Origin of the sequence: Niastella caeni (assembly GCF_004834005.1) — a bacterium.
Taxonomy (GTDB): Bacteria; Bacteroidota; Bacteroidia; order Chitinophagales; family Chitinophagaceae; genus Niastella; species Niastella caeni.
The window spans coordinates 33793-46488 of record NZ_STFF01000014.1 but is presented as its reverse complement, the minus strand read 5'-3'; the positions used below and the strand labels follow the sequence as shown (position 1 = coordinate 46488).

Here is a 12696-nt window from a genome sequence, read left to right as displayed (position 1 = left end):
CTCACTTTTTTGTTTTATACGGTAATATCCAATTGTAATGCTTCCAACTAAAGGATTGGGCCGCCAGGTTAACGGAGGAATCAATAAACAGGCGTGAACCGGCGCCGTTAAGCGTAACATATACTTCCCCAAATACCTGTGGTTGCGCTATTCCTCTTTTTTCATAGGTATTTGCCAGGAAGTGCGCATACTTCAGGATCATGTCGGGCTGTGTGCTCATCATTTTCTCCTGCAGCGGCGTAAGGAATTCGGCATTGTTGACCTCATAATACTGTTTCCCGGTTTTGTCCTTAACAGTGAAATAAGCCGCACCGGCTTTTTCCATCAACATAACACGCCAGGAAAACCGGTAACCTTCTTCATTCCAGAATAAAAGATCGGGATATAATAAGAACCGGAAGGGAATGATGCATTGAAGAAATACATACACGATCATTATTCCATATAACCATTTCTTCCTTGTAAATGTATAGGTGGCAGAAAGCCCATCTGACATTTTTTTCGCAGGCAGCAATGACAATAACCGTTCGTGGAAAGTGCCGGAAAAAAAGATCAGGCTGCTAACGATCATCACATAAGGGAATAAGCCGATGCCCGGGAAAAAGATCGCTGTTGCGATATGAAAGATCAATACGAAGCAATACGCCCAGATCCTTGTTCTTTTATTCAGTAAAAAAAACACGATGAATAAATCATACACAGCGCCAAACCAGGAGAACAGGTAAGCCACCCATTCTTTATACAACCACTCCCCTACAAAGGGAATATGGCTTTTAGCAGGCAACCAGGTTTTCATGGGTTGCGCATTGATCAGCCAATCTGTATTCAGCTTGGCCAAACCGGCAAAAAAATAAACTACGGCTATTTGAAAGCGTAAGACCCCTACTGTCCAGGCGGGAACATACTGCCGCTTGCTCCCGGGCTTTAATAAAACGTCTATCGAATACAAACGGCTGGCTGGCAGCCATATCATAAGGAAGGCCACCAGGCTTATAAAATAATAGTGATTCAGGTAGGTAGTAACATCAATTAATTCTACGTACGTAAAGCAGATAAAAAAAAGGACGGCGGCCAACCGGTAAAATAATCCGGCAGCGATCATTAAAGCAGACAGGGCTATAATGGAAAATATCAGGTACATGCCTGGTTTTCCTAAAGGTTGCACCCAATCGAACCCCCAATAGGTAAAGTGAAAGGAGGGCGAAACATACACCGTATCTACCCAGCCGCGCCACCAGAAACGAAGCGTACTGAAAAACATAAGTAATCCGAACGCGATCCGAAAAGTGATGAGCGGAGCAATGGATACAGGTTTCTCCCACGCCTGCCTGTTAATCACCATCATTGTCCATGAATGTAATTTGAACACCAGTAGCCGATGCTACATCCGTTTTTATTAACGTGAGTAATTTCTGGATCTCTTTGTATGCTTCTTCTACTTTTGCCGGTTGTGCGGTAAGCGTTGCTGAAAGCGGGTCTGGCACTGCTTCCAGCTTTGTAATCACAGCATCGAATTGGGCCGTTACCTGGTTGGCCAGGTCTTCTTTTTTCAGTGATTTGAGATAATCTGTAATCCCTTTTCCGCTTCCATTTCCTGTAAAGATCTTTTTCAGGCTCCGGATACTTTCCTGCGCCAGCGCCGATGAATTGCCAGCGAAATACGCTTCTACTTTTGTTGGAAAAACGATCCCGTTCGATTGCTTGCCGAATGGCCAGCCGATACGAGGCCCTTTGAGCACATCCAGGCTATAGGCCAGGTTGTTGATCATATTACCAATAGGGCTTCCCACATTGGTCTTTGTATTGCTGATGAAATCAGTACGATAAGCCGTCCAGTCGCTGTTCACTTTATCAACCAATGTTTTTAAGCGGGTAACAATATCCTTTGCATATTTAACCCGGTTGGTGGTATTGTTGTCGAATTTTGCAATAGCGTTGGTACCGAAAAAAATGTAATTGATAGCGGCAAATCCCTGGGCATAAAATGAACTCCGTACATACAGGGAAAGATTATAATTGCCTGAACTGATATTGCTTTCGATGGTTGTACTATCGATGGAAAAACCGGTCAGTTCGCCGTTGGTGTTAAAATTATAATCGAGCCCCCCGTTAAAATTCACATACACATCAAGCGCAGCAGCAGCGGCCGGCCCGAAATTATAGGCTTCAACACGCGCATACTGAAGATGCAGTTGTTTATACGCATCCAGCAGCGCCTGCTGATTGGTGGTGTTCCTGGTATCGAGGAACGTATTGGCAAGTGCCTGGAAACTATTCACTTTTTCCTGAAGCGATGTATACGCAGGAAGGATGATCTGATCGGCATAGTTGGTAAGCATGGCCTCTTTATCATAACCACTATCCTTATCGCCACCATCATTTCCCGATTTGCTACAATAGGTCCCGGCTGTTAAGGCAAGAACTATCAGGGTTCCCAGTACAAATGATCTTTTCATATCAATTTTTTAATCCCCTTTAAAATGAGTAAAACTCCCGGCAAGGACCGGGAGTTTAAATTTATTGCGAAACTACTATTTTTTTATGGTTGCAACTGGCCATAGGCTGATGTGAGGATCTGCTGTACCTGCTTTAATTTGGTAAAGCTGGCATCCTTGATAAGCGGATAAGCATTTTGATCTATTCCCAGAATGCTCACCAGGGTTTGATAATTGGCAGTGGTCAGTTTGCTGTTTGCAGCGCGGAACTTCAGCGCGATCACAAAGCCTTTGCCTTCAGACAATTCATGCAACTGCGCTGGCCTGTCGGTAATTGCCTGCGGATGCGTAACATAATAATAACATGCTGCTGCAATTGCTTTTTCCAAATATTCCTTGATGGTAGCAATAGCGGCATCCCGAACGGCATAATCTTTTGCTGCAATGGCTGCACGTCCTTTACGGAAAGCTTCGAAAATTATTCCGCCGGCCTTAATGTATTTTCCTCTTTCAGCAAAATAGCCACCCAAAGCAAGCGGTCTGTTAACATCAGTATTGATATACGCTTTTGATGTATCATAATTAGTAGGAATGCCTACATAACCAAAAGCCATGTCCCATTCGTGCTGCATAGCGGTACCTTTTCCAAGGATTAGGGTACTATTATCAGCAGAAACAGACGCATCGAGGTGATGGATCACTCTTGCCAATGCCATGGCGCCCATTAAACCCTTGGCAACGCCCTGGTTGAATTCGAAACCGGAGTAATTGAATAAACGGCTACCTTGTTTTCCAGGGATACCTTCACCACCCGCGGTATTATAAAACTGGCTCACTTTCACCATAGAGTCGGCCATGGCTTTTATCACATTTGGTTCAGACGTTTTTGACGCTAAATTGAAGCCTGATGAATTCAATTGTCCGGCCGTATTAGGCAGGTTGGAGATAAATTCAGCAGTAAAGGCACTGTTGGTGTTATTCCACAAATAATTTACGGTATCCTGGCTAAGCTGGCGCGAAGTGCTTTTTCCCAGATATGATTGAAATCCGGACCACATATTCACTGTGGCAGTTGCTTCAGCAAATTCAACATTATCAAAGTTGTAAGCGGCTGGCACGGTGTACGGAGCGATATCATCATCTTTATCGCATGAGGTAGCAAACAGAGAAAAAGCGACTGCAGTTAGAATCAGCGTCCTTTTGTTCATGTTGTTAATCAATTTTGTGCAAAGGAAAAGAACTACTAATTCATCGCTTTACGAAAAAGGGAAAAACCATTTACTAAAAGTGGAATTTTTAATTCACTGAAAATCAAGCACAAAAAGGAGAGCCAGGATACGGAAAATTATAAGCAGCGGTTGCCCGGCCAAAGATATTTTTCTGAAATGAATGTGATTTACCGGCTTTCTGCTTAAAAACGGTTGGTTTACAAGTAAGTATAACTTTTAACGGTTACCCGTCCATCACTCGATACCGCTTTTTCGCTGATCAGCCTTTTATGTTCATCGAATGAATACGTATGTTCAATGGTAATTAGCGTTCCCCATCGTTGTGTATACGTATGAGTAGGCAGTTGCTGTTGAACAGGAAAATAAAACGGTTCAATGTGGGCGGTGTTTATATGCAAAGAATCGTAGCGGTAAGAGACCTCGGAATAACTATCTGATCTCCGGGTAAGTTTTCCATTCAGATCGTACAGGTAATTAATGGTGTTATACAAAACCGGACCAGTGTAGTAAGAATGTAAATATTCCTTTTGTTTTTCGATTTGCTTTTCGTTGTTATAAAAATACTTTAGCGATATAGTGTCTTTGCGATTATTATATTGAAAAACACTGTCTACCAGTGAAAGGCTGGTATTAATATAATAAGCACAGTGCAGCGTAACTTTATTGTCTTCAATCTTTTCAAATGTAAATTCTTCCTTATTTATATATTGATATTCCAGCCTGTGCCCTGGTTTTGTAGTAGATACTACACTGGTAATTCTATCCTGGCCATCATAGTTAATATTAAAAGTCTCCACAACATGCCCTATTCCCACAGCTGTAATAGCTTCGGTATAGGTTTTTAACTTACGGGTGGCGTTACTGGTTGATTCCTTTTTACAGGAAACACTGATTATAAAAAGCAGCAAGATGCAAAGGGAAAAAGCGGATAATTTCTTTAATACTGGCATAGGGCTATAGATAGTCGGGCGCAAAACTATAAAAAGTTATCTATCCATGCCACACAAACTAATAATCGTGTTATTTTGACCTTTTTCCGTGCAGTTTAGGCCGATAACTGCCTTATGACAGGTGGCGCGCTATAACCGCAGGGTCAATGGCATGATGGGATGAGGTGTAGATCACCTGTTTGCCTTTCAATAATATGATCTGCGGTGATTGGTGGGTAACTTTCAGTTCCTGGGAAATAAGATTAGACACAGGCCTGAAAGCCAGTAAGTCGAGGTAATGAAAATCTGCTTTGCCCTCAATATGCTCAAAACCAAGCTCCAATCTATGTTTTGCATGCGCACTGATGCCGCACCTGGTGCTGTCTTTGAAGATGATCTGGGGTTTCTCCGCCGAGCTTTCCAAAAGGGTATAAAAATCCTCTTTCTCTCTGACGCTTTTCCAATTATTCATGTTGCAAAAATACACAATCATAAATAAACTAAAGCATCCTTTAAATACCCGATTAATTGTTCTACCTTCACCAATATCGCAGACCTGCACGTATTAACTTCTTTTACCACCTCTGATAGATAAATTAGCTTAGGCTTTTTTGTATTTACCGGCAGTATAAATTTATGTCCGGCCATTAGAGTTAAACATCAAATTACATGGGGAAATCGCAAGAAACAGTTAGTAAAAAGGAAAGGGAAAAGCAAAGGGCCCGAAAGCAACAGGAGAAGAGAGAAAAAATGCAAGAACGGAAACACAATAAGGAAAAAGGGAAATCCTTAAATGATATGATCGCTTACCTTGATGAAAACGGAAATATTTCAGCCAACCCGCCCGACCCAAGAAAACGGCGTGTATTCATTCAGGAAGAAATACAGGTGAGTGTACCCAAACAGGAGCATAGACAGCAGGTCGCAAGAAGAACTGGCATTGTCACTTATTACAATCAGGTCAAAGGGTTCGGTTTTATTAATGAAGATGAAACCAAACAACGCATCTTTGTACATAGCAGCCAGTTAGCAGAACCGGTTATGGAAAATGACCGCGTACAATTTGAGATTGAAAACAGTCACAAAGGACCAAGCGCAATACACCTTTCAAAGATTTAACCTTTACTTTTCTATTCCCGATTTATAAACCGCATCAATCAGAAACAGGATTGCGGTAAATTTTTCTTGCCTTTTCCATTTCAACCAACTTGTGTTATGGTATTATTTATTGTTTTTGTGAGTTTATGGTATTTTTCATTGTTCTTTCAAACCTTTTTTCAGCACAGATATGCTGCTCATAGTGCTTTTACCATGAATAAGTTCTGGGAGCGGGTATTTTATGTTTTTACCTACCTCGCACAAGGATCGTCTTACATGAGCCCACGTGCATATGCTATTATGCATCGTATGCATCACGCTTATACCGATACGAATAAAGATCCGCATTCACCATTGTATTCAAAAAACATATTTACCATGATGTGGCGCACGCGGAATATATACAGTGCCATTTTTAAAGGTAAAATAATGATAGAGGAACGTTTTACAAAAAACCTTCCTGACTGGCCTGCTTTTGACAAATGGGCGCATAGTACAGTTTCAAGAACCATCTGGTCAATCGGCTATATCGCCCTGTTCCTATATTTGACGCCTACGCTTTGGTTGTTATTATTATTACCTGTGGTTCTCGCAATGGGCGCTTTTCACGGGGCCATTATTAATTGGTATGCACACAAATATGGCTATATCAACTTCAGATTAAAGAACACTTCCCAAAATTTACTATCAATTGATCTGTTGATGCTGGGCGAGGCATATCACAATAACCATCATAAAAAACCGTCTGAGATTAATTTTGGCAAACGCTGGCACGAGATCGATCCGGTGTTTCATGTTATTCGTTTATTAGCATGGTGCCGTATAATAAAACTGTAGCGCCTTTAGATGTCAACAGTAATAAAATAAATTAGATTTACTGGTTTTAATGAACTAACTTCCCTGAATACCCCTATACTTTGCCTCATTCGTATCTTCGGAATTCAACCACATTGTCTTAAAATAATGATTTATGAATATCAAGGTTAGTAATTTAAACCGGCTGACTACAGTACAGCATTTGTTAAATCTTTTTGTTCCATTTGGGGTGGTTCAATCTGTAAAAATTGTAAAAAAGGATATTACCGGTCGCTCCCAGGGAACGGGCTATGTAAAAATGGACCGATTTTCAGGTAATTCGGCTATTAATGGATTGAACTATTTCAGGTTTATGAACTTCTATATTGAAGTATCTGAGGCGCCTATGTAATTTTTGTTCTGTTACTATAGTGTTGGTTTATAAAAAAACCTGCATTTAGCAGGCTTTTTTGTAAAACACAAACAATTAATACCTGTTCTCATTATAGCTTTTAGGATTATTGTAGTTATCACCGTTATTGCTACGGAAAGGACTATTACTACGTCCAGGTCTCCCCGCTTTCGGTTTCGCTTCCGATACGTTGATGGTCCTGCCTTCTACCACAGTGCCATCCAATTCTGCAATAGCTTTTTTCGAAGCAGTTTCATCAGACATTTCAACAAAACCAAATCCCCTGGAGCTTCCAGTTTCTCTGTCATTGATAATTTGCGCAGAGGTTACTTCTCCATAAGAAGCAAAAAAATTTCTTAAGTCTTCATCCTGTATGGTGAAGCTTAAGTTTGAAACATAAATGTTCATACTTAATAGTTAAAATTTAAACAATGTGAGAAAGCAAAGAGTAAGAGACTAATTAAGATGCAGATTACTTAGCAGAATAATTAACGGTTACTGATGCAAAGGCTCAATTACCAACTAAAGATAGACTATATTTCTTACTTACCAAGGATATGTGTATACAAATGTTACCTGATCATAGAATTTAACAACTTACTGTTCTATTTCCAATTCAAAAGCGGTATTCAGTGTCAGCTTTCCTTCTGTCTCATTATCGGCACCTGTAAGCTTCCATCCTTTGGCTTTACCTGTTTTCCCTTTGCTCAACAGGTCGGCAATTTGCTTGTCTGACAGTTTCTTTCCAAATACTTCAAACGGCAGCTTAAAACCGCAGACTTTGAAATTAGCGCATCCATAGGCCGTATTGCCTTTCTTCAGCAGGTGCGATTTGCATTTGGGACATTGTTGTTCTTCAATCACTACCGCCTTTTTCGGTTCTTTTGGCTTTGTTTCTTTTTTCGGTTTATCTTCTTTGTCTTTTTCTTTTTTCTCCGGTTGATCGGCTGCAACGGTAATAACTCTATAATTTGCCGTCTTTACTTCCACAGTAAGGTCTATGACCATTTGGATCAACTCCTGCTTGAACGTTCCCATGGCATACTCTCCTTTTTCAATGAGGCGCAATTTACGTTCCCAGATACCTGTTAGTTCCGGGCTTTTCAGTAGTTCTGTTTGAATGGTATCTATCAGGTCTATACCGGTTTGGGTAGCATAAATATTCTTCTTACGCTTCTCAATATATTTTCGGCGAAACAGGGTCTCAATAATATTCGCACGGGTAGACGGACGGCCAATACCGTTATCTTTCAACAATTCGCGCATTTCCTCATCGTCTACCTGTTTGCCTGCCGTTTCCATCGCACGCAACAGGGTGGCTTCTGTAAAGGCTTTGGGTGGTGTCGTTTTACCCTTATGTATCCGTGGCGTATGCGGCCCGCTCTCCCCTACCACGAATACCGGCAGGATCTTTTCTTCGTCCTCTTCCTTTTCCTCTTTTTTAGCATTCACTTCATTGGCATACACTTCCTTCCATCCCGGTTCCAGTATTTGTTTGCCGGTCACTTTAAAAGGCACCTGTCCTACCTTGCCCAATACAGTGGTATTGGATATTTTACACTCGGGGTAAAATGCCGCAATGAAGCGTCTTGCAACCAGGTCATATATGCGCTTCTCTTCGGCGGGCAGGTTGGAAGGGAATACGCCGGTGGGAATGATGGCATGGTGATCGGTCACTTTCTTGTCATCAAAAACCGACTTCAATTTAGGAATAGGATTGGCAAGAATGGGCGCCGTCAAAGCCGCATAAGGCGTCAGGTCCTGCATGATGCCTGCAATTTTGGGATGCAGGTCTTCCGAGAGGTAGGTGGTATCTACCCGTGGGTATGTAACCATCTTTTTCTCGTACAGGTTCTGGATATATTTCAGCGTATCATCTGCCGTATAGCCATACTTCTTATTGGCTTCCACTTGTAATGCAGTAAGATCGAACAGGCGGGGATTCCCCTCTTTGCCTTCTTTTTTCTCAAAGGAAGTGATCTCAAAAGGATGTTCTTTCAGGTAGGCCAATCCTTTTTCCGCCCTGTCGGGCACTTTTATCCGATCGATGGCAGCCGTAAATTCCGTTTCCCGGTAGATTGTTTTTAATTCCCAATATTCTTCCGACACAAATGCATTGATCTCTTTTTGTCGTGCTACGATCATGGCCAGCGTTGGCGTTTGTACCCTTCCAATAGAGAGCACTGTTTTCCCCTGCGCGAATTTTTTGGTGAATAGGCGGGTGGCGTTCATGCCTAGCAGCCAGTCGCCGATAGCCCGGGCGCTGCCCGCCGCATAGAGGTTGTCGTACTGGTTAGCATCTTTAAGCTTTTGGAAACCCTCGCGGATGGCGGCTTCTGTAAGGGAGGAGATCCATAACCGTTTCACGGGGGCAGTGCATTGCGCTTTAAGCAATACCCAACGTTGAATGAGTTCACCTTCCTGGCCGGCATCCCCGCAGTTGATCACTTCCTCACATTGAAGCACCAGTTGTTCTATAATTTTGAATTGCTTTTGTACACCGCCATTGTCTATGAGCTTAATGCCAAAACTGGCTGGGATCATGGGAAGGTCTTCGAGCCGCCAGTATTTCCATTGATCAGTATAATCATGCGGTTCTTTCAGGGTACAGAAATGCCCGAAGGTCCAGGTAACCTGGTACCCATTGCCTTCGAAATATCCGTCTTTACGGTCTTTAGCGCCGATAACCTGAGCTATGTCTCTGGCAACGCTTGGCTTTTCAGCAATGCAAACCTTCATAGTAGTTGAAAAAGAGCAAATGTCGGGTCTTATCCTAAATTTTCTGCCAATGCCGACAGTTTATTTTTAACAGAACCTGATCCTGTCAGGTTTCCATGATGGTTCTCAGGCAGGAAGGAGCTTCCATTAATCCAACAACCCTTTCTCTTGTAAATAATCAAAAATCAATTTGTCAACTTCTGCTATTATGTCCTTGTCGGAATAATTAAGCCATTTGATCTCTTCAATTTCAGCATCCGCTTTTAATTGTCCTGTAAAGTCGGCCATATAGCAGGTCATTTTTACAATCGTTCCTTCCGGGTGGCCATGTGCCTGCGCCTGAAACACTCCAACATATTTTATGGTACTGATCTTAATATCAATGCTTAGTTCTTCTTTTATTTCACGACACAAAGCCTGTTCATCCGTTTCACCATTTTCTCTTTTGCCACCTGGAATATAATATTTGTCTTTGCCATATGATCTAGTGGAAAGAATTGATTTGTTTTTTATTTCGATCCAGGCCAGTTTGTCAATTATTTTCATTTAAGAAATGGTTATAAGGTTAATGGTCCCGGTAAAATTAGTTGAATTCAATAAAAAACAACAATCAGCACTTTGACAAATGACAATAAACCACGCTCTATTTTACATATATGTTTTTAAATGATTTAAATATTCTACCTTTAGAAAGACAAAGCAAGCTTACCAACTGTCATTCCAATCCATCTCACTATTGATAAATTAAAACGGCCATTACATTTCATTCGGCTCTGGTAAAACATACAGGATATCATAGTTTAATACCCCACTCTTCTGATCCACATATCCATTTGACTGGTTTATCAACCAGACGCATCCTCTTGAAAAATGGACTAACCATCTATCATTTTTTCACTACTAAAATGATTGTTATGCTATTACCATTAACAAAGAGTAATCGTAGTTTAAAACTACTGATGATAGTCATGCTAATAGGTCTGCTGTTTGGTTGCCGCAAAAGAGACGATCGGCCTCCAAGATCACCTGAAGAAAGCGCCGACGTGGTATATGCCTGGTATAAATTTATAGCAAACGTTCAACGACCGGCAAATCCGCAACCAGTGGTAATATTGAATTTCAGAAATTTTGCATTTATTGGCGTAGGCTTGTATGAATCGGTACGCCCCGGCAGCAAAGGAGCCGCAAGCCTATCTACCAGGTTATATCAAATGCCTTCGATGCCTCAAGCCGATATGAGCCAACGCTATTTGTGGAGTGCAAGCGCCAATGCTGCTCTGGCCAGTATGTTTAAGTTGTTTTTAGTTGGGCTGACCGATGCTAATAAGGCAAGTATCGACTCGCTGGAAAATGTCAACTACAACCGGTTCAAAGCGAGCACACCGGATGATGTTCTTGCCCGTTCACAAGCCTTTGGCCGGTCCATTGCTGCTGCCATTTACAACTGGTCAACAACCGATAACTTCAATCTCTCCAGTGTGGGATATGTAGCACCACCTGTTACCCCCGGTTCCTGGGTGCCCACGCCTCCTGCCTTTGCCACGGTAGGGCCTTTCTTAAAAGATTCAAGGCCTTTTCTGGAAAATACCCTAACGGCCATCGCACCCCCAATACCTTTTCCTTATTCGGAAGACACCTCTTCCCATTTCTATAAAGAAGCAAAAAATGTATATGACATTGGAAAAAATTTAACCGATCAGCAAAAAGCCATTGCCAACTGGTGGGCCGATGCGGGTGGCGCAGGCCTGGGTATTCCGGCGCCTTATCATGCGCTTTCCATCATTACCTGGGTGCAGGAAAAGCAAAGGGCAAAATTATGGCAGGCGGCTGAAGTGTATGCCAAAACAGGTATAGCAATAAAAGATGGCAACATAATAACCTTCAGGTCAAAATATCATTATAACCTGCTCAGGCCGGTTGCCTATATTCAACGACTCATTGACTCAGCCTGGGTGAGCTATTTACCTAACCCGCCCTACCCTGATTACACATCCGGACTTGTTGGGTTTTATGCACCCTTTATACAGGTGTTAATAAGAGCGTACGGTGATATTCCTGTAACCGACAATGCATATGACTGGCGGGGTTTAACTCCGCGGCAGTATAGTTCCCTGTCTGTATTGCTTAAAGAAGCCGCTGATTCAAGAGTGTACGCGGGCATACATTACCAATTTACACAAGACATTTCGGTTACAATAGGTAAAGAGTTGGGCAATGAAGTCGCTGACATCAGATTGGTGTCATCCAAATCAGAAAGCGCATGGGATTATTAATATTGCAGGCTTTTGTCCAACACAATGATCAGGCATAGATCACTGTGGTATTTCCTTAACCCATGAGTATTCGTTATGGCATTTTCTCATTAGCAAAAAATTGATTATCTTTATCTTATGAATCTGTCAGTCGCGGATAAACTATTAATTCAACAGTACTTTGCCGGTATTCCGGTAAAGAAGGCTTACCTGTTTGGGTCTATGGCTCGCAATGAAGCCAGGGAAGGAAGCGACATTGACATATTAGTGGAATTGGATCATTCCAAACCTATCGGAATGAAGTTCTTTATATATCAATCAGACCTGGAAGAATTACTACACAAAAAAGTTGACCTTGTTACAACAGAAGGCTTATCCCGCCACGTAAAACCTTATATAGACAAGGACAAGATTCTAATATATGAAAGGACTGATCACTGATAAAACAAGAGTCTTACATATTCTGGAAGCCATGGCTGAAATAGAGAAATATCTCAACGGCGTTTCTTATGGTGACTTTCATGCCAATTCTGAAAAAAGATTTGCCACTATAAAGCAAATTGAAATTATTGGAGAAGCGTGCAATGCTTTATCTACCGAATTTAAAAATGCTCACCCTGAAATAGACTGGAAACCCATTAGAGGTTTTAGGAACATTTCAATTCATGAATATTTTGCTGTAAACTTTCAAATAGTTTGGGAAATAGCTCAAAACGACCTACCTGTTCTAAAAGAGCAGTTTAATGATGCTCTTTTAAAATTTTCAGAATAGTTCCAATACATAAATTTTTGCAAAGGGTATTTGAACAATTAACTTCAGCCCCACCT

General features: G+C 41.6%; 14 protein-coding genes. 6 read left to right on the top strand and 8 right to left on the bottom strand.

All coding sequences use genetic code 11. The features are described 5' to 3' along the window. Position 1: 1 nt before the first annotated feature. The 5 genes from FAM09_RS28950 to ytxJ all read right to left on the bottom strand — a co-directional run bounded on the left by FAM09_RS28950 (position 2) and on the right by ytxJ (position 5065). Positions 2-1345 (bottom strand): HTTM domain-containing protein, encoded by a 1344-nt coding sequence (locus FAM09_RS28950; protein ID WP_136580663.1) that lies wholly within the window; start codon positions 1343-1345, stop codon positions 2-4. Further along, the gene (locus tag FAM09_RS28945; RefSeq protein ID WP_136580662.1) at positions 1332-2456 is read right to left on the bottom strand and encodes an imelysin family protein; all 1125 of its coding nucleotides are present in this window, start codon (positions 2454-2456) and stop codon (positions 1332-1334) included. The genes FAM09_RS28950 and FAM09_RS28945 overlap by 14 nt, the downstream gene beginning before the upstream one ends. 83 nt (positions 2457-2539) lie before the next feature. After that, complete coding sequence (locus FAM09_RS28940; protein ID WP_136580661.1) at positions 2540-3643, bottom strand: DUF4856 domain-containing protein; 1104 nt, start codon at positions 3641-3643, stop codon at positions 2540-2542. Positions 3644-3861: 218 nt separating this feature from the next. Continuing rightward, positions 3862-4614: a hypothetical protein gene (locus FAM09_RS28935; protein ID WP_136580660.1), complete on the bottom strand. Its 753-nt coding sequence runs from the start codon at positions 4612-4614 to the stop codon at positions 3862-3864. 112 nt (positions 4615-4726) lie between these two features. After that, the gene (gene ytxJ / locus FAM09_RS28930; RefSeq protein WP_136580659.1) at positions 4727-5065 is read right to left on the bottom strand and encodes a bacillithiol system redox-active protein YtxJ; all 339 of its coding nucleotides are present in this window, start codon (positions 5063-5065) and stop codon (positions 4727-4729) included. Between the two features lie 197 nt (positions 5066-5262). Here ytxJ and FAM09_RS28925 point away from each other — a divergent pair, with 197 nt between their 5' ends. The 3 genes from FAM09_RS28925 (at position 5263) to FAM09_RS28915 (ending at position 6898) form a co-directional block, all read left to right on the top strand. After that, on the top strand, positions 5263-5712 hold the full coding sequence (locus tag FAM09_RS28925; RefSeq protein WP_136580658.1) for a cold-shock protein: 450 nt from the start codon (positions 5263-5265) through the stop codon (positions 5710-5712). Positions 5713-5808: 96 nt separating this feature from the next. Further along, positions 5809-6528: an acyl-CoA desaturase gene (locus FAM09_RS28920; RefSeq protein ID WP_136580657.1), complete on the top strand. Its 720-nt coding sequence runs from the start codon at positions 5809-5811 to the stop codon at positions 6526-6528. Positions 6529-6661: 133 nt separating this feature from the next. Continuing rightward, positions 6662-6898, top strand: coding sequence for an RNA recognition motif domain-containing protein (locus FAM09_RS28915; RefSeq protein WP_136580656.1), 237 nt, complete (start codon positions 6662-6664; stop codon positions 6896-6898). Positions 6899-6973: 75 nt separating this feature from the next. On the opposite strand, the gene FAM09_RS28910 is transcribed toward FAM09_RS28915, so the two are convergent. The 3 genes from FAM09_RS28910 to FAM09_RS28900 form a co-directional block, all read right to left on the bottom strand. Then, positions 6974-7306, bottom strand: coding sequence for an RNA recognition motif domain-containing protein (locus FAM09_RS28910; RefSeq protein WP_136580655.1), 333 nt, complete (start codon positions 7304-7306; stop codon positions 6974-6976). A gap of 189 nt (positions 7307-7495) precedes the next feature. Then, a complete protein-coding gene (locus FAM09_RS28905; RefSeq protein WP_136580654.1) occupies positions 7496-9637 on the bottom strand; it encodes a DNA topoisomerase 3 in 2142 nt (713 codons plus the stop codon). Between the two features lie 126 nt (positions 9638-9763). After that, positions 9764-10162 (bottom strand): NUDIX hydrolase, encoded by a 399-nt coding sequence (locus FAM09_RS28900; RefSeq protein WP_136580653.1) that lies wholly within the window; start codon positions 10160-10162, stop codon positions 9764-9766. Between the two features lie 422 nt (positions 10163-10584). On the opposite strand from FAM09_RS28900, the gene FAM09_RS28895 reads away from it, so the two are divergent. The 3 genes from FAM09_RS28895 (at position 10585) to FAM09_RS28885 (ending at position 12640) form a co-directional block, all read left to right on the top strand. After that, the gene (locus FAM09_RS28895) at positions 10585-11889 is read left to right on the top strand and encodes a vanadium-dependent haloperoxidase (protein ID WP_136580652.1); all 1305 of its coding nucleotides are present in this window, start codon (positions 10585-10587) and stop codon (positions 11887-11889) included. 117 nt (positions 11890-12006) lie between these two features. Next, a complete protein-coding gene (locus FAM09_RS28890) occupies positions 12007-12309 on the top strand; it encodes a nucleotidyltransferase family protein (RefSeq protein ID WP_136580651.1) in 303 nt (100 codons plus the stop codon). Then, positions 12290-12640, top strand: coding sequence for a HepT-like ribonuclease domain-containing protein (locus FAM09_RS28885; protein ID WP_136580650.1), 351 nt, complete (start codon positions 12290-12292; stop codon positions 12638-12640). Before FAM09_RS28890 ends, FAM09_RS28885 begins: the two co-directional genes overlap by 20 nt. The last annotated feature ends 56 nt before the right edge of the window (positions 12641-12696 follow it).